Below are 17,059 nucleotides of genomic sequence, written 5' to 3'. Positions count from 1 at the left end.
CCCCCAGGATAATCCCGAGGCGCAGGAGGAAAGGTTCAGTCCCCCACCCGCAAAACCTCTAGGGCCCTGAGCCGGTTCACCGCCGCCCCCAGCTCCAGAGGGCGCACCTCCGCCACCTCAGGGGCCTCCTCGAGGGCAAAAAGGTCCTCCACACCCTCCAAGGCGGTTTCCACCAGGGTCCTTAAGGGGAGCCGACCATCCGCCAGCCGCCAAAGCCTCTGGAACCAAGCCCCCAGGGCCCGCACCTGGGCGTTTTCAAACAGGTCCAAGGCGGACAGGTCCACCACCTCCTCGCCGTAGACCAGCTCCCTGAGCCCCCGGCCCTTCACCCGGGTCTTCCGGCCCCGCCTGGGATCAAAGCTCTCGGGCAGGGGGGCCCGGGAAGCCACGGCAAGGGGATACCGAGGCTCGCCAAAAGCCCGCCCCGTGGGATGGGCTTGGGCAATGGCCTTGGCCTCCAAGGTGACCTCCCTCGGCCGGTACTCCTCCAGAAGCAAGACCGTGTCCGCCAGGTCCAGGTAGTCCCCCACCCCACCCACCACCAGGACCAGGCTCACCCCCCTGGCCTTAAAGTCCTGAACCCGGTCCAGAAGGGGGGTGAGGGTTTCCCGGCGCACCAGGGCCTGCATGCGGGCATCCCGCACCAGGAGGTTGGTGGCGGAGGTGTCCTCGTCCAAGAGAAGCACCCGCGCACCCAGCTCCAAGGCCTCCAGGATGGCCGCCGCCAGGCTGGTGGAGCCGGAGGCATCCTCCGTGGAGAAGAAAGAGGTGTCCTGGCCCAGGGGCAGATCGTGCACGAAGGGCCTTAGGTCCACGCCCTTCACGCTTCGGCCATCCTCCGACTGGACCCTTTGGGCCAGGGCATGGGTTACCACCCACTCCCGCCCGTCCCCGGGCACGTGGGGATAGACCCCGTGGACCAGGGCCTCGAGGAGGGTGGTTTTCCCATGGAAGCCTCCGCCGGTGATCAGGGTGAGGCCCTGGGGGATACCCATGCCGAAGACCTCCCCCGCGTGGGGCACCCGGAAGGCCACCCGCAAGGCGGAAGGGCTTTGGAAGGGGACGGCCCCCTTGAGGGGCCTCTGGCTCACCCCGCTTTCCCGAGGGAGGATAGCCCCATCCCCCACGAACGCCACCAGGCCCCGCTCGGTAAGGCGCTCCTGGAGGAAGGCGAAGTCCTCCACCTGGCGCACGTGGCGAAGGAGCGCCGCCCGGTCCAGCTCCGGAAGAAGCCCGCGGAGATGGTCCACCAAGGTGCGGAAAAGCCTCTCCGCCTCCTTGCCCAGGATGCGCCGCCCGGCAGCGGGCAGGCCCACCCGGAAGCGAAGGAAAAGCCCGCCCTCCCCCTGGGGCCGGCCCTCCGGACCCGGGACGAGGAGGTGAGCCCCGGCGCGCTTCAGCACCTTGGGGCTTTCCACCTCCACCCGCACCTCTCCCGAGTGGCCGCTACCCCCGGCGCGCAGGCCGCGGAGGCGGGCCTTGAGGGCGCGCAGGAGAAAGTCCTCCACCGCCACCTTTCCCTCAGGCCGGGTGTAGACCCGAAGGGGCCCCAAGGCCTGGGGAGGGTAGCGGACCTCGAGGACGCTGGGGGTAGCAAAAGGATCCCCTTGGACGTACACGAAGCGCAGGTCCAACTCCTCCCCGCGCCACACGCCCTTAAGGTCCCTGTAAAAGGGGTAAGGCCTCCCCTCTAAGGAGGCCAGGAAGGGGAAGAGCTCCGCAAGCCGCCGCACGCCCTCAGGTTAGCCCAAGGCCTCCACCTCCACCCGCCTTAGGGCGCGGGCGAGGCGCTCCACCCCCTCCAAAAACTCCTCCTCGCGGATGGTGAGGGGCGGGGCCACGATGAGGACGTTGTGCTTGGCCAACACATAGACCCCTTCCCGCAGAAGCTCCTTGAGGAGGGCCTGCATGGGGGGGCTAAAGGGCGCGTGCCAGGGGGAAAGGGGTTCCCGGCTCTCCCGGTCCCTGACGAGCTCCAGGGCGTAGAAGGCCCCCAGGCCCCGCACCTCCCCCACCAAGGGGTGCTCCCGCGCCAAGCCCTCCAGGGCTTCTCGGAAAAACCCTTCCAAGGCGCGGACCCGCTCGAAGATCCCCTCTTCCCGGTAGGCCTGAAGGGCGGCCAGCCCCGCCGCCACCGCCAGGGGGTGCCCGGCGTAGGTGTGTCCCGTGGGGAGGGGCACCTGGTCAAAGTGGCGGGCCAGGCCCTCCCGCACCAAGACCCCACCCAGGGGCACGTAGGCGGAGGTGACCCCCTTGGCGAAGGTGATGAGGTCGGGCACCACGCGGAAGCGCTCCGCGGCGAAGGCCGCCCCCACACGGCCGAAGCCCGTCATCACCTCGTCAAAGACCAGGAGGATGCCGTGCCGGTCGCAAAGGGCCCGCACCCCTTCCAGGTACCCTTCCGGGTAGACGATGACCCCGTTGGAACCCACCACCGGCTCCAGGAAAATGGCCGCTACTCGGCTCGGGTCCTCGTGGAGGAGAACCCTTTCCAGATGCTCCAGGGCCCGGCGGGTTTCCTCCTGGGGATCCTCGGTGAAGAAGGGGCTCCGGTAGGGGTAAGGAGCGAAGAAGTGCACCACCCCCGGGGCCGTGCCTGGCTCTGCGGGCCAACGGCGGTTCTCCCCGGTGAGGCTGGCCGAGGCGTGGGTGGCCCCGTGGAAGGAGCGGTAGGCGGCCAGCACCTTGAAGCGCCCAGTGAGCTGGCGGACGAACTTCACCGCGTCCTCGTTGGCTTCCGTGCCCGAAGGGGTGAAGAAGACCCGGGCGCCCTCCTCCCAGGGGGCGAGGTCGGAAAGGGCCTTGGCCAGGAGGGCCCGCCCGTCGTGGAAGAGGCTGGGGGCAGCGTAGGCCAGCCTCGCCGCCTGCTCGGCGATGGCCCCCACCAGCCTGGGGTGGGCGTGGCCCAGGTTCACCGCCACCAGCCCCGCGGAGAAGTCCAGGTAGCGGTGCCCCTCCTCGTCGTAGAGCCAGACCCCTTCTCCGCGCACCAGAAGGGGAGGGTTGAGGCCAGCCTGCGCTACCCAGGGGGTGAGGACGTGCTTCTTGTGCAGGGCTTTCAGGTCCATTTGCCCGGATTATACGCCCATTCCCCATCCCCACCTTGACAAATATATGAAAATGGCTTATCACTATTGCCATGAGGCCTTGGTTTCTCCTCCTCTTCCTGGGCCCTGCCCTGGCCCAGGTGCCGGTAGCCGCCACCACGCCCATCCTGGCCGACCTGGTGCGCCAGGTGGGAGGTAGCCGGGTGCAGGTGGTGAGCGTGGTCCCTCCAGGGGCTGACCCCCATACCTTTGACCCCAGCCCGGCCACGGCCAAGGCTCTAGCGCAAAGCCGCCTTCTCTTCGCCAATGGGCTGGGCCTCGAGGCCTACCTGCCCAAGCTGCAAAGCCTCCTCCCCACAGGGGCCCGGGTGGTGAAGCTGGGAGAAGGGCAACCCGGCCTCATCTGCGCGGGGGAAACCCACGAAGAAGCCCGCGGCGAAGAAGACCATCACCACGGCCCCTGCAACCCTCACCTCTGGCTGGACCCCACCTACGCGGTGCGCTACGCGGAGCGCATCGCCCAGGAGCTCAGCCGCCTGGACCCCCAGGGCCAGGCCCAGTACCGGGCCAACCTGAACCGCTTCCGCCAGGAGGTAGCTAGGCGGGACCAAGCCTTCCAGGCCTGCGGCCTCAAGGGGAAAAAGGTGGTGGTACAGCACGACGCCTACGCCTACTTCGCCCGGCGCTACGGTCTGGTGGTAGTGGGAGCCCTGATGAACCAACAAGCCGAAGCCCAGGAGGTGGGCAGCAAGAGCTTTTTGGCACTCCTGGAAAGGGCCAAGCGGGAAGGAGTGAAGCTGGTCCTGGCCGAGCCCCAGTTTCGGGGCACTGCCCTTAAGACCTTGGCGGAGGCCTTGGGGGCTAGGCTCGTGGTGATGTACACCGATACCCTGGACCAGAAGGTGAATGGCTACCTGGCCCTCTTGGACCACAACCTCAAGGCCCTATGCCCATAATGGAGGCATGGGGTTTAAAGAGGTCTTCGGCACCCTGCCCGAGGCCAGCGCCCAGGCCCCGGGGCGGGTGAACCTGCTGGGGGAGCACACCGACTACCAAGAGGGCTATGTCCTCCCCACCTCCCTCCCCTACCTCACCCGGGTGGAGGCGGGCCGGGCGGAGGGACGGGTGGAGGCCTACAGCGAAACCCTGAGGGAGCTTAGGGCCAGGCCCTTAGAAAGCCCCCCCCAGGGGGACTTCCTGGACTACCTCCTGGGGGTGGTCTGGGCGCTGAGGGAGGCCGGGCATCCCGTGCCGGGGGCCCGTTTGTACATCCGGAGCGACCTGCCCATGGGGGCCGGCCTCTCCAGCTCCGCCGCCCTGGAGGTGGCCGCCCTCAAGGCCCTCCGCGCCCTCTTCCGCCTGCCCCTAAGCGACCTGGAGGTGGCTCTCCTGGCCCAGAAGGCCGAGGTGGAGTACGTGGGGGTGCGCTGCGGCATCATGGATCAGATGGCCGCCAGCCTCGGGGAGGTGGGCAAAGCCCTTTTCCTGGATACCCGCACCCTGGCCCACGAAAACCTTCCCCTGCCCCCTGGGGTGCGGGTGGTGGTCTTAGACCTGGGGCTTGGGCGCCGCCTGGCGGAGGCGGGGTACAACGAGAGGCGGCAGGAGGCGGAGGAGGCCGCCAGAAGGCTTGGGGTACGTTCATTGCGGGACGTGGCCGACCTCTGCCTGGTGGAAAGCCTGCCCTCCCCCTTGGACAAACGGGCCCGGCACATCGTGGGGGAAAACCTCCGGGTGCTAAGGGGGGTAGAGGCGCTCCGAAGAGGGGATGTCAAGGCCTTCGGCGAGCTCATGACTCAAAGCCACCGCTCCCTTTCCCAGGACTACGAGGTGAGCCTTCCCGAGCTGGACGCCCTGGTGGAGGCGGCCTTGGAGGCCGGGGCCTACGGGGCCAAGCTCACGGGGGCAGGGTTCGGCGGGGCGGTGGTGGCCCTGGTGCCCGAGGGGCGGGTGGAGGATTTTCAGAGGGCCCTCCACGCCGGTTTCCCCCAGCTGCGCATCCTCTGAACGGAGCAGCCCCCTTCGGCCGGGTAAGCTAAGGGCATGGGAAAGCCCAGCCTCCTCCCCCTCCTGGACGAACGCCTGCCCCTCACGGAGGAGAAGGTGGCGGAGGCCGCCCGCCTGGCGGGGGTGCCCCTGGCCCAGGCCTGGGGGGTGGTCCGCTACTACCCCCGGTACCGGGGCCTACCCCAAGGCAGGCTTTTGGTGGACGACCCCGTGGCCCGGGCGCGGGGGTTCGCCCTGCTGCGGGAAAAAGCCGACGGGACCTACCCCCCCTTGGGCCTCGAGGCCCTGGCCCCCAGCTACCTGCGCTTCACGCCCGAGGGGCGCTTCGTGGAGTGGGAGGGGCGCCTGGTCCCCTTCGCCGAGTTCCGGCTCCCCTTCGCCCTAGGCCACGGGGAGCGGCTTCTGCCCCCAGAGCCCGTGGAAAGCCTGGCCCAGTACCGGTCCCTAGGGGGGCTAAAGGCCCTGGAGGCCCTGCAAAAGGGGCACCTGACGCCGGAAGCCCTCTTCCAGGCGGTGGAGGAGGCAGGGCTCCTGGGCCGGGGCGGGGCCGCCTTCCCCACCCACATCAAGATGCGGGCCGTGGCCCGGGGGGAGCCCCCCCGGTACCTGGTGGTGAACGCCGACGAGTCCGAACCCGGGAACTTCAAGGACCGCTTCCTCCTGGAGCACCACCCCTTTTTGGTCCTGGAGGGCGCCCTCTTGGCCGCTTGGGCCATCGGGGCAGAGCGGGCCTACCTCTACGTGCGGGAGGAGTTCGAGGCCGCCATCCGGGGGCTGGAGAAGGCCATCGGGGAGCTGGAGGTGGCCGGGCTTGCGCCGGTGCCCCTCGAGGTCTTTCGCAGCGGCGGCCTCTACATCTGCGGCGAGGAAACCGCCCTTTTAGAGTCCATGGAGGGCCGGCGGGCCGAGCCCCGCCTCAAGCCCCCCTTCCCGGTGGAGCGGGGCCTTTGGGGTAGGCCCACCCTGGTGCAGAACGTGGAAACCCTGGCCAACCTCCCCCTCATCCTGCGGGAAGGCCCCGCAGCCTGGCGGGCCCGGGAGCCCAAGCTCTTCTCCGTCAGCGGGGATGTGGAAAGGCCAGGCCTCTACGAGCTCCCCCTGGGCACCCCCTTAGGGGAGGCCTTGCGGCGGGCGGGCGGGGAGCCCGAGGCGCTCCAAGCGGTCCTCCTGGGAGGGGCGGCGGGGGTCTTCACCCGGGACTGGGCCTTCCCCTTGCGCTACCGGGAGAGGCTTCCCCTGGGAGCGGGCGCCTTGGTGGCCTTCGGCGAGGGCGTGGACCTGTGGGAGGTGCTCTTGGGCCTCGCCCACTTCTTCCAGGAGGAGTCCTGCGGCAAGTGCTTCCCCTGCCCCCTGGGCACCGCGGTGCAGGTGGAGATGGTGAAGCGGCGGGAGCGAAACCCCAGCCTGGTGGCCGACCTGGCCGCCACCCTGAAAGGAAGCCTCTGCGGCCTCGGCCAGTCGGCCTTCTGGGCATACCAAAGCCTTTTGGAGGTGGAAGGTGCGGCTTAGGGTGAACGGCAAGGAAGTGGAGGCGCATCCCGGGACGCTCCTTTTGGAGGTGGCCGAGGTCCCCACCCTCTGCCACCACCCCCACACGGAAACCCGGGGGCTTTGCCGGCTGTGCCTGGTGGAGGCCGATGGCCGCCTCGTCCCCGCCTGCGCCACCGAGGCCCGGGAGGGGATGGAGCTACGGACGGAAACAGAGGGGCTCAGAACCCTCCGGAAAACCCTTCTGGAGTGGCTAGCCCTTACCACCGACCTCGCCCAAGCCCCAGACCTCCTAGCCCTCATGGAGCGGTACGGAGCGGAGCCCGAACGCTGGGGGGAGGTTCCCGGGAGGCGGGGACGGGAGGTCTTGAAGGATAACCCCTTTTACCTCCGGGACTACGCCAAATGCGTGAACTGCCGCCGCTGTGTGGACGCCTGCGGGGATGGGATCATGGGGGTCTACGCCCTCACCCTGGAGGGCAGGGGCCTCCTGGCCCACCCCACCACTCCCCTGGACCGGCCCCTTCCGGAAACCCCTTGCGTCTTCTGCGGCAACTGCATCCAGGTATGCCCCACAGGGGCCCTCAGGCCCCTAAGCATGGAGGTGTAGCGTGCGCACCACCTGTCCCTATTGCGGCGTGGGTTGCCAGGTGGAACCCCGGCTCAAGGAGGGCCGCATCGTGGAGGTGCGGGGCGCGGAGATCCCTCCCAACCACGGGGCCCTCTGCGTGAAGGGCCGCTTTGGCCTGGACTTCCCCTTCTCGGGAAAACGCCTCCTCTACCCCATGGTGCGGGAGCGGAAGGGTGCCCCTTTGCGTCGGGCCACCTGGGAGGAGGCCTTGGACTTCGCGGCAAGAAGGCTACTAGAGGTGCTTGGGCGCCGAGGGCCGGAGGCCCTGGCCGTCTTCCCCTCCGCCAAAACCACCAACGAGGAGGTCTACCTGGCCCAGAAGCTGGCCCGGGCCCTTCTTGGAACCAACCATGTGGACCACTGCTCCAGGCTGTGCCATTCCTCCTCCACCGCCGCTCTTTCCCGCTCCCTAGGTGGGGCCAGCATGACCAACCCCCTGGAGGACATCTGGAAAACCGACCTCTTCCTGGTGGTGGGCTCCAACACCACGGAAACCCACCCGGTCATCGGAGCTATGATCAAGAAACGCGTTCGCCAAGGGGCCCAGATGATCGTGGTGGACCCCCGGTACACGGGGATGGCGGAGGCCAGCACCCTTTGGCTCCGGGTGCGCCCCGGCACCGACCTCTTTCTCCTCAACGCCATGGCCCGGTTCATCCTGGAGGAGGGCCTTTGGGACCGGGCCTACGTGGAAGCGCGCACCGAGGGCTTCGCCGAGTGGCGGGCTTCCCTGGAGGCCTACACCCTCGAGGAGGCCGAGCGCATCACCGGGGTGGAAAGGGGAAAGATCGCCCTGGCCGCCCGGCTCTACGCCACCACGGAAAGGGCCGGGACCTACTGGGCCATGGGTCTCACCCAGCACACCAAGGGAACGGCCACCGTTCAGGCCCTGGTGAACCTGGCCCTGCTCACAGGCAAGGTGGGGAAGGAGGGGGCGGGCCTGAACCCCTTGCGGGGCCAGAACAACGTGCAAGGGGCCGGGGACATGGGGGCTTTGCCCGATGTCCTCCCAGGGTATTGGAAGGTGGCGGACCAGGAGGTCAGAAGGCGCTTTGAAGCCCTTTGGGCAACCCCCTTGAACCCCGACCCCGGCCTGCGCATGACCGAGGTCTTCGAGAGAATCCCCGAGGTGGAGGCCATCTACCTCATCGGGGAGGATCCTGTGACCAGCGAGCCTTACCAAGACCATCTGAAGGCCCAGCTGGAAGCCCTCCCCTTCCTCATCGTCCAGGACATCCTGGAAAACGAGACCACTCCCTTTGCCCACGTGGTCCTGCCGGCGGCCAGCTTCCTGGAGAAGGACGGCACCTTCACCAACACCGACCGCCGGGTCCAACGGGTGCGGAAAATCCTGGATCCCCCAGGCGAGGCCCGTCCCGACTGGTGGATCACCCGGGAACTGGGGAAACGCCTGGCCCAGGCCCTGGGCCGCCCCTGGACCCTCCACCCGGGCCCCGAGGCCATCTGGGAGGAGATCCGCCAGGCGGTTCCGGAAATGGTGGGCGGGATCACCTATCGGCGCCTAGAGGGGGAAGGCGTGCGTTGGCCCTGCCCCCAGGAGGACCACCCAGGCGAGGCGGTGCTCTTCCGAGAGCGCTTCAACACCCCCTCGGGGAAGGCCCGCTTTATCCCAGTCCACTTCACCCCGCCGGCGGAAACCCCCTCGGAGGAGTACCCCCTTGTCCTCTCCACCGGCCGGGTGCTCTACCACTGGCACGGGGGCACCCTAAGCCGCAACAGCCGGCTCCAGGAAGCGTATCCAGAGCTCAAGGTGGAGGTGAACCCCAAGGACGCCGGACGGCTAGGGATCCACGACGGGGAGATCATCCAGGTGGTGAGCCGCCGGGGCCGCATCCGGGCCCGGGCCTGGGTCACGGACCGCACCCCCGAAGGGGTGGTCTATGCCCCCTTCCACTTCGCCGAGGCCCCCGCCAACCGCTTGACCTTGGACGCCCTGGATCCCACAAGCCGCATCCCCGAGTACAAGGTGGCGGCGGTGCGCCTGGAGAAACTGGACTGACAAGCCCCCTTAGACGGTGGGGAAGGCGAAGCTTTCATAGCCCAGCTCGGCCACGGCGAACCAGCGGTACTGTTCGTTGCGGAAGGCCCAGTAAGCGGAGTACACCTTGCGGTAGGTGGCGTCCTTGGCCGCCTGTTCCTCGTAAAGGGCCCGGGCTTCCTCGAGGGCCTTCCTCATGATCTCCGCGGGCCAGCGGCGCAACCGCACCCCCGCCTTGAGAAGGCGGTTCAGGGCCGGGGGGTTCTGGGCGTCGTACTTGGCCATCATGGTGAGGTTGACCTCGGCAGCTGCCACCTGGAAGGCCTCCTGGAACTCCTTGGGAAGGCGTTGCCACTCCCTTTGGGAAACCAGGAAGGAAAGCTGGGCGCTGGGTTCCCAGAAGGAGGGGTAGTAGTAGTAGCGGGCCACCTTGTAAAAGCCCAGCTTCTCGTCGTCGTAGGGGCCAGAAAACTCGGTGGCGTCGATGGTACCCCGCTCCAAGGCCGGGTAGATATCCCCAGCGGCCAGGGTCTGGGGCACCACCCCAAGCCGCCCCATCACCAGGCCGCCAAGGCCAGGAATGCGCATGCGCAAGCCCTTGAGGTCGGCTAAAGTCCGGATCTCCTTGCGGAACCATCCCCCCATCTGGGCCCCGGTGTTGCCTCCCGGGAACTGAAGCACGCCAAAGTCGGCGTAGACCTGGCGCAACAGCTCCAGCCCTCCGCCGTAGCGCATCCAGGCGTTGTGCTGGCGGTAGGTCATGCCAAAGGGCACGCCCCCGTCAAAGGCCAGGGTGGGGTTCTTTCCCACATAGAAAGGGCCATAGGTGTGGCCCGCCTCCACCGTGCCCTGCTGGACCGCATCCAGCACCTGGCCTCCAGGAACGATCTCCCCCGCCTGGTAGACCCGGATCTGAAAACGGTCCCCGGTGAGCTCTGCCACCCGCTTGGCCAGATCCTCGGCACCGCCATAGAGGGTATCCAGGCTCCTCGGGTAACTGGAAACAAGCCGCCAGCGCACCTGCGGGGCGGCCTGGGCAAAGGCCCCGTAGGAAAGGCTTGCTGCTAGACCCACCCCTACCCCTTTGAGAAACTGCCTTCGCCTCATACCTTCCTCCCTTATAAGTATACACCAACCCGCCCTGGGTCATTTAGGCCATCCAAAGCTCCGTTACCCGTCCTCCCGGGTCAACAGGCGGTCCACCTGGGCCAACAGGGTCTGGGTTTCAAAGGGTTTGCCCAGGAAGGCTTGCGCCCCCGCCTCGAGGGCCTCCCGCCGGCTTTTCTCGGAAACGCTGGCGGAAAGGGCCAGGATGGGGGTAAAGAGGCCCAAGGCCCGTATCCTTTGAATCACCTCGAGGCCCGATACCCCGGGCATCACCAGATCGCACACCACGAGATCGTAGGATTCCGAAAGCTTGTCCAAGGCCGCCTGGCCGGAAGAGGCCCAGTCCACCTGGTGCCCGGCCCGCTCCAGGATGCGGCGCACCAGGTGGGCCACCAAGGGTTCGTCCTCAACCAGAAGGATGCGGGCCATATACAGGCAGGATAACCCTAAAGAGGCTTCCTTTTCCCTCCTCGCTTTCCACCTCAATCTGGCCCCCATGGGCCTCCACGATGTGCTTGGAAATGAAAAGGCCAAGCCCCGTGCCCGAAACCCCCCGGGTCTGGGCGTTCTTGGCCCGGGCGTAGCGTTGGAAGAGCTTGGGAAGCTCCTCCTTGGGAATGCCGGGACCCGTGTCCTCCACCTCCAGGAGCACCCTATCCCCTTCCTGCCGGGCCCGAAGACAGACTTGCCCGCCCGGCGGGGTGAACTTGAAGGCGTTGGAAAGCAGGTTGCCCACCACCTGCACCAGGCGGTCAGGGTCAGCCTCCATCACGGGCAGCTCGGCCACCTCCACGCGGAACTCCACCCCCGAAAGCCGGGCCACCCCCTGGAAGCTCCTGGCCAGGTCCTGAAGAAGGGGCCTCAGGTTCACGGGTCTTCGGCTCACCTCAAAGCGGCCGGCCTCGAGGCGGCTGGTGTCCAGGAGGTTATCCACCATGGTCTTGAGCCGGAAGGCGCTTTCCAGGATAAGGTCCACCGACTCCCGGGCCGAGGGAGAAAGCCCCTCTTCGCGAAGAAGCTCGGCCAGGCCCATGATCACCGCCAAAGGGGTGCGGAGCTCGTGGCTTACGGCGGCGATGAACTCCCCCTTAAGCCGCTCGGCCTCCAGCCTGGGACGGAGGTCGTGCAGGTCCACCACCACCCCTTGCACCCGGGGGTCAGCCAGGAGGTTCCGCCCCCAGGCCTCCACGGGAATCGCGGTGCCGTCCGCGTGAAGGACCCGGAACTCCCCGGTGAGGACCTCCCCCGGGTGGCTCAAAAGCTCGTAGAACAGGGCCTCCGCCAGCGCTCGGTCCTCAGGGTGGACGAAATCCAGGGCCCTTAAGGGAGCGCTTTTGTACCCTTCGGGGTCATAGCCCAGCACCGGGCCCACGCTGGGGCTCACATAACGGATAAACCCTTCCCCATCCAGCACGTAGACCACGCCCTGGGAGTGCTCTAAAAGCGCCTTGAGGCGCTCCTCCTCGGCCTCCAGCAGTTCCAAAAAGCGGGCCTTTTCCAGCACCAAAGCCAGCAGGGTCCCCACCTGATCCAGCCGGGAGAGGAGCCTATCGGAAAAACGCCTCTCCCGCTGAAAGCCCAGCAAGAGTCCACCCCGGAACCCCCCCGCCCGGAAGGGAACCACCAAGGCGCTCTGAAGGCCCAGCGTCTGCGCCACCCCGCAATCCTGTACCTCCAGGACCCCTGCCCCCAGGGGCTTTCCCTCCATAAGGGCTTTTTCCAGAAGATTGGGCCGGGGAAGGGGTCCAGGAAGGGCACAAGTGCTGTAAAGCACCCTTTGGCTACCCCCCTCCTCCGCCAAGAGCAACCCCTCATCCGCGCCAAAGAGGGCTTGCAGACGCTTGACGATGGCGCCGGTCAACGGAGCGAGACCCGGCTGGCGCAAGGCTTCCTTGGCCAGGTCCACCAAGGTCTGGGTGAAGGCCACCTGCTCCCTCAGGGCCCTTTCCATACGGGTGCGCTCAGTGATGTCGTGGAGAACCAAGACCCGCATCTCCCCCACCTGTTTTCCCCGGACGCTATACGTAGCCCCTCTCAGGCTGAACTCCAGCCTTCCTCCTTCCAAGGCAGGCCCTAGGGCTGCGGGCAGGTCCTCGAGGGACACCGTGGACCCCACGGCAAGCGCCTGGCGGGCCTTTCCGTTGGCAAAACCCTCGGAACCAAAAAGCACCACCACGCCGTCGGGAAGCTCCTCCAGAACCTGGAAAAGCCGCCCCCGCTCCGCAGCCAAGGCCAGGGAAAGCTCCTTCTTTTCCCGGTAAAGCTGGGCATTCCTGAGGGCCACCCCCGCCACGCCCGCAAGGAGCTCCACGTAACGCACCTCCGCCTCGCTCACCCCTGGCCCCCCAGGCCCGTGGTCCACGGACACCGCCCCCAAGGCCTCTTCCTCAGCCAGGATGGGGACAAAGGCCACGCTGGGACCCATCTCCTGGGCCACTTCCGGGGGCAGGCTCTCCCTTGCCACAACCAGGGTCCTCCGTTCCCGCACCGCCTTGGCCAGGGGATCCGGAGAAGAAGCCAGGGACAGGCGGATGCGGCTGATGCCCTCCGTCCAGTACACGTCTTTTCCCCGCACCGTGAGGTAGCCCTCCAGGTAGTCCTTGCCCTTCTCCCCCTTCACCAGGGCCACGGTCACCCGGAAGAAACCAAAGCGCCCTGAAAGGGCCTGGGCCAGGGTTTCCAGCACGGCAGCGGGCTCCAGGGCCCTGACCACCTCCCGGGCCAAGGCGCTCACGTGGGATAAGGCCTCCGCATGGCGGGAAAGCTCGGCCAAAGCCCGGTTTCGTTCCGACAGGAGCTCTCCGTTTTTCAAGGCCAGGGCCGTAAGCTGGGCCAGAAGGGGCAGAAGAGGCCTCAGGATCTGGGGGACTCCTTCCAGGCTCAACACCCCCTTGGGCGCAAAGTAAGGGCAACTGGGACAGACCAGGAAGCGGGTTTCCCAGGTGGCCCGGGGGCGGACCGTACAGCGGGCCTCGGGATCGGCCCAGCAGTAGGAGGCCTCCTCCCCCACCACCGGCAAAAGCCATTCCTCTCCCCGCCGCACAGGGCCCTCAGCGAAAAAGGCCTCCTGCACAGGCCCCTTTGCGTATAGGGGAAGGGCGATGGCGGAAACCGTATAGTGGCGGCCCCGGCCCGAGGCCACCTCTCCCATAAGCTCCCGGGTTTCCCGGCGGTAGAGGAAGAGGGCTGCCCGCTCCACCCCTTCCTCCGTGGCCACCTCGAGGAGGTTGCGAAGTATTTGCACGGGCTCCAAATCTCTTAATAAGGCTCTCTGGAAGCGTCCAAGGATCTCCAGCTGGCCCGAGGCTCTCATCTGCCTCCAATGGTAGCATGGGGGCGGGGTTGCAAGGGGGTGGGCAAAATCTTAGACTGGGTCAAAGAGCGGGCCCTAGGCCCCACCCCTGGCAGGCCGCCAAGGAGGAGGTTATGCCCATAGACTTCAGCCTCACCGAGGAACAACGGCAGCTCCAGGCCCTGGCCCGGCGCTTCGCCAAGGAGGTGATCCTCCCCGTGGCCCAGGAGTACGACGAGAAGGAAGAGGTGCCCTGGCCGGTCATAGAAAAGCTCCACGAGGTAGGCCTCCTGAACGCCATCATCCCCGAGGAGTACGGGGGGATGGGCCTCAGGATGCTGGACGAGGTCATCGTGGGGGAAGAGTTGGCCTACGCCTGCATGGGCATCTACACCATCCCCATGGCCAGCGACCTGGGAATCACCCCTGTGCTCTTGGCCGGCACCGAGGAGCAAAAGCGTAGGTTCCTCAAGCCCCTTACCGAGAAACCCGCCTTGGCCGCCTTCGCCCTCAGCGAGCCGGGAAACGGCTCGGATGCCGCCGCCCTCAAGACCAGGGCGGTGCGCCAGGGGGATTACTACATCCTCAACGGCACCAAGATGTGGATCTCCAACGGGGGCGAGGCCGAGTGGGTGGTGGTCTTCGCCACCCTGAACCCCGAGCTCCGCCACAAGGGGGTGGTGGCCCTGGTGGTGGAAAAGGGTACCCCGGGCTTTAGCGCCGTAAAGATCCACGGCAAGATGGGCCAAAGGGCCTCCGGCACCTACGAGCTGGTGTTTGAGGACGTGAAGGTGCCCGTGGCCAACCGCCTGGGGGAGGAGGGCGAGGGCTTCAAGATCGCCATGAACACCCTCAACAAAACCCGCATCCCCGTGGCGGCGGGCAGCGTGGGGGTGGCTCGGCGGGCCCTGGACGAGGCCAAGAAGTACGCCAAGGAGCGGGAGGCCTTCGGCCAGCCCATTGCCAACTTCCAGGCCATCCAGTTCAAGCTGGCGGATATGCTGATCGGCATCGAAACCGCCCGCATGTACACCTACTACGCCGCCTGGCTTGCCGACCAGGGCCTTCCCCACGCCCACGCCAGCGCCATCGCCAAGGCCTACGCCTCGGAGATCGCCTTTGAAGCCGCCAACCAGGCCATCCAGATCCACGGGGGCTATGGGTACGTGCGGGAGTTCCCGGTGGAGAAGCTCTTGAGGGACGTGAAGCTCAACCAGATCTACGAGGGCACCAACGAGATCCAGAGGCTCATCATCGCCAGGCACATCCTGGCGGAATAGGAGGTGAGGGATGAAGTTCGTGGCGGTCATCAGGCAGGTACCCGATGGGGAAAGCAGGCTCAGGATCCAGGGGGATCGGGTGGACCTTTCCGGGGCCACCTTGATCCTGGACCAAATGGACGAGTACGGGGTGGAGGAAGCCCTTCGCCTAAAGGAGAAGCACGGGGGCGAGGCCATCGTGGTGGGCTTTGGCCCGGAGCGCACGGAGGAGGCCATCCGCACCGCCTTGGCCATGGGGATGGATCGGGGCATCCACGTGGTTTACGAGGGCTATGCGGATCCCGTGACCGTGGCCGAGGCCCTGGCCCCTATCCTGAAGGAGGAATCCCCAACCCTCATCCTCACGGGCGGGCAACAGGCGGACTGGGATAGCCAGGCCCTAGGCGGGGCCCTGGCGGAAGCCCTGGGCGTGCCGGTGGTGGCCTGGACCACGGCCCTCGAGCTGGAAGGGGAAACCGCCAAGGCCAAGCACGACCTGGACGAAGGGGCCGAGTGGGTGAGGGTCCGGCTTCCTGCCGTCTTCACCACGCAACAAGGCCTGAACGAGCCCCGCTACCCCACCCTGCCCGGCATCATGAAGGCCAAGAAGAAGGAGATCCGCAAGGTGGCCTTCCAGGGTGGGGCCAGGGTGGAGATCCTGGAGGAGAGCATCCAGGAAAAGGCCCGTTTGGGGAAGATCCTGGACGGCAAGGACCCGGCGGCAGCGGCGGAGGAGCTGGTGCGGCTTCTCCACGAGGAAGCCAAGGTCATCTAGGAGGTAGCCCATGATCCTGGTGGTGCTGGACCACGACGGCAGCAGGCTGAGGAAGGCGAGCCTCGAGGCCCTCACCCGGGCCCGGAAGCTGGCCGAGGCCTTTGGAGAAGGGGTGGCCGGGGTGCTTTTGGCGGAAGGCCAAGCCCCCGTGGAAGAGGCCCGAGGCTACGTGGAAACCCTTTACGTGGCCGAGCTCGGCCCCTACACTGCCGAGCGGTGGGCGGCTGGGGTGCTGGAAGCGGCCAAGGCAGGGGCCAAGGCCATCCTGGCGCCCTCCTCGAGGCAGAGCCGGGCCTACCTGGGCCGGGTGGCCTATGCCCTCAAAGCGGGGCTTCTGGAGGACACCCTGGAGTCCTGGGCGGAAGGGGAATGGGTCTACGCCACCCGTTACGCCTACCTGAACCGGGTGACCCAGAAGGTGAAAAGCGCTCCCCCGGTGGTCCTCACGGTGAAACCCAACACCACTCCCCTGGCGGAACCCCTGGGCCAGGTGGGCCAGGTGGTGGCGCTTTCCATCCCCTCGGTTCCCACCGTGGAGGTGCTGGAGAGGGTGCAGGAGGAGAAAAAGGGTGTTTCCCTCACCGAGGCAAATGTGGTGGTCACGGGCGGCCGGGGTATGGGTAGCCCCGAGGCCTTCAAGCAAGTGGAGGAGCTTGCCGCCCTTCTGGGCGGGGCCGTGGGAGCCACCCGGGCGGTGGTGGATGCCGGCTGGCGGCCCTACAGCGAACAGGTGGGCCAGACGGGGAAAACCGTGCAACCCTCCCTGTACATCGCCCTGGGAGTTTCCGGGGCGGTCCAGCATCTTGCGGGAATGAACAAGAGCAAGTACATCGTGGCGGTGAACAAAGACCCCGAGGCCCCCATCTTCAAGCACGCCGACTACGGCATCGTGGGGGACGTACACCAGGTCCTCCCCGCCTTGATCCAGGCGGTGAAAAGGCTAAAGGATTAGGCTTGGCCGGTAAAAAAGGGTGGGCAGGGGTACTCCTCCACCCCGCCCACCCGGAGGCCGGGCCCTGCTACCCCTTCCTGGGGGGAGGGGCTCCTTCGTCCTCCATGCGGGAGGCCTCGAGGCTCTCCTGGGAAGGGGGTTCTTGCCCCCTGGCCTCCTCCTGCCGCCGATTGTCCCGAAGAAGCTGCAACAGGAAGAAAAGGAGCACTGCGGCCACCACCACCCCCACCGCGTAGGGCCAAGCAGGAGCACCAGGCGCGGGAGGCACCTCGGGCAGGGAAAGAGGAGGAGCCGGGGCCTTGAAGACCTCACCTTCCAACTTGCCCACCCGCTCCGCCAAGGCTTTGAGGGCCTCTTCCTGAGACTGAACCCGGGTTTCCAAGGCAGCCACCCGGCCCTCGAGGGCCCGGAGGCGGGCATAGCCCTGGTACCCAGCCCAGACCACAAGAAGTGCCACCGCCAGCAACAAGACCAGGCCTAACCAGCGCTTCACTCCTCTCAC

The 17,059-nt window shown here is 67.1% G+C and carries 14 protein-coding genes; 8 read left to right on the top strand and 6 right to left on the bottom strand.

Annotated elements, in window-relative coordinates:
* Positions 1-35 precede the first annotated feature (35 nt).
* Positions 36-1,733, bottom strand: a complete 1,698-nt coding sequence (locus L1087_RS09225) for an ABC-ATPase domain-containing protein (protein WP_234558628.1) — start codon at positions 1,731-1,733, stop codon at positions 36-38.
* A gap of 9 nt (positions 1,734-1,742) precedes the next feature.
* Entirely contained in the window at positions 1,743-3,068 is a 1,326-nt protein-coding gene (locus L1087_RS09220; protein ID WP_234558627.1) for an aminotransferase class III-fold pyridoxal phosphate-dependent enzyme, read from the bottom strand.
* Between the two features lie 71 nt (positions 3,069-3,139).
* On the opposite strand from L1087_RS09220, the gene L1087_RS09215 reads away from it, so the two are divergent.
* The 5 genes from L1087_RS09215 to fdhF are packed head-to-tail and all read left to right on the top strand — an operon-like array spanning position 3,140 to position 9,193.
* Positions 3,140-4,003: a metal ABC transporter substrate-binding protein gene (locus L1087_RS09215; protein WP_234558625.1), complete on the top strand. Its 864-nt coding sequence runs from the start codon at positions 3,140-3,142 to the stop codon at positions 4,001-4,003.
* A gap of 7 nt (positions 4,004-4,010) precedes the next feature.
* Positions 4,011-5,054: a galactokinase gene (gene galK / locus L1087_RS09210; RefSeq protein ID WP_234558623.1), complete on the top strand. Its 1,044-nt coding sequence runs from the start codon at positions 4,011-4,013 to the stop codon at positions 5,052-5,054.
* Between the two features lie 36 nt (positions 5,055-5,090).
* Positions 5,091-6,563, top strand: coding sequence for an NADH-ubiquinone oxidoreductase-F iron-sulfur binding region domain-containing protein (locus tag L1087_RS09205; RefSeq protein ID WP_234558622.1), 1,473 nt, complete (start codon positions 5,091-5,093; stop codon positions 6,561-6,563).
* The gene (locus L1087_RS09200; RefSeq protein WP_234558621.1) at positions 6,553-7,152 is read left to right on the top strand and encodes a 2Fe-2S iron-sulfur cluster-binding protein; all 600 of its coding nucleotides are present in this window, start codon (positions 6,553-6,555) and stop codon (positions 7,150-7,152) included. Before L1087_RS09205 ends, L1087_RS09200 begins: the two co-directional genes overlap by 11 nt.
* Before the next feature lies 1 nt (position 7,153).
* Positions 7,154-9,193, top strand: coding sequence for a formate dehydrogenase subunit alpha (fdhF, locus tag L1087_RS09195; RefSeq protein WP_234558620.1), 2,040 nt, complete (start codon positions 7,154-7,156; stop codon positions 9,191-9,193).
* A 9-nt stretch (positions 9,194-9,202) separates the two neighbouring features.
* Here fdhF and L1087_RS09190 read toward each other — a convergent pair whose 3' ends face one another.
* The 3 genes from L1087_RS09190 to L1087_RS09180 all read right to left on the bottom strand — a co-directional run bounded on the left by L1087_RS09190 (position 9,203) and on the right by L1087_RS09180 (position 13,592).
* Positions 9,203-10,279 (bottom strand): TRAP transporter substrate-binding protein, encoded by a 1,077-nt coding sequence (locus L1087_RS09190; RefSeq protein ID WP_234558619.1) that lies wholly within the window; start codon positions 10,277-10,279, stop codon positions 9,203-9,205.
* Between the two features lie 63 nt (positions 10,280-10,342).
* Positions 10,343-10,708: a response regulator transcription factor gene (locus L1087_RS09185; RefSeq protein ID WP_234558618.1), complete on the bottom strand. Its 366-nt coding sequence runs from the start codon at positions 10,706-10,708 to the stop codon at positions 10,343-10,345.
* Positions 10,686-13,592: an ATP-binding protein gene (locus tag L1087_RS09180; RefSeq protein ID WP_135260432.1), complete on the bottom strand. Its 2,907-nt coding sequence runs from the start codon at positions 13,590-13,592 to the stop codon at positions 10,686-10,688. Before L1087_RS09180 ends, L1087_RS09185 begins: the two co-directional genes overlap by 23 nt.
* A gap of 113 nt (positions 13,593-13,705) precedes the next feature.
* On the opposite strand from L1087_RS09180, the gene L1087_RS09175 reads away from it, so the two are divergent.
* The 3 genes from L1087_RS09175 to L1087_RS09165 are packed head-to-tail and all read left to right on the top strand — an operon-like array spanning position 13,706 to position 16,557.
* Positions 13,706-14,851, top strand: a complete 1,146-nt coding sequence (locus tag L1087_RS09175; RefSeq protein WP_135260431.1) for an acyl-CoA dehydrogenase family protein — start codon at positions 13,706-13,708, stop codon at positions 14,849-14,851.
* 10 nt (positions 14,852-14,861) lie between these two features.
* Positions 14,862-15,605, top strand: a complete 744-nt coding sequence (locus tag L1087_RS09170) for an electron transfer flavoprotein subunit beta/FixA family protein (RefSeq protein WP_038042405.1) — start codon at positions 14,862-14,864, stop codon at positions 15,603-15,605.
* A gap of 10 nt (positions 15,606-15,615) precedes the next feature.
* A complete protein-coding gene (locus L1087_RS09165) occupies positions 15,616-16,557 on the top strand; it encodes an electron transfer flavoprotein subunit alpha/FixB family protein (RefSeq protein ID WP_234558617.1) in 942 nt (313 codons plus the stop codon).
* Between the two features lie 67 nt (positions 16,558-16,624).
* On the opposite strand, the gene L1087_RS09160 is transcribed toward L1087_RS09165, so the two are convergent.
* On the bottom strand, positions 16,625-17,050 hold the full coding sequence (locus L1087_RS09160) for a hypothetical protein (RefSeq protein WP_038042403.1): 426 nt from the start codon (positions 17,048-17,050) through the stop codon (positions 16,625-16,627).
* Positions 17,051-17,059 lie beyond the last annotated feature (9 nt).

This window comes from Thermus tengchongensis (genome assembly GCF_021462405.1).
Classification (GTDB): domain Bacteria; phylum Deinococcota; class Deinococci; order Deinococcales; family Thermaceae; genus Thermus; species Thermus tengchongensis.
Note: the sequence above shows the minus strand (reverse complement) of the source record. Positions and strands in the feature narration are given on the sequence as shown.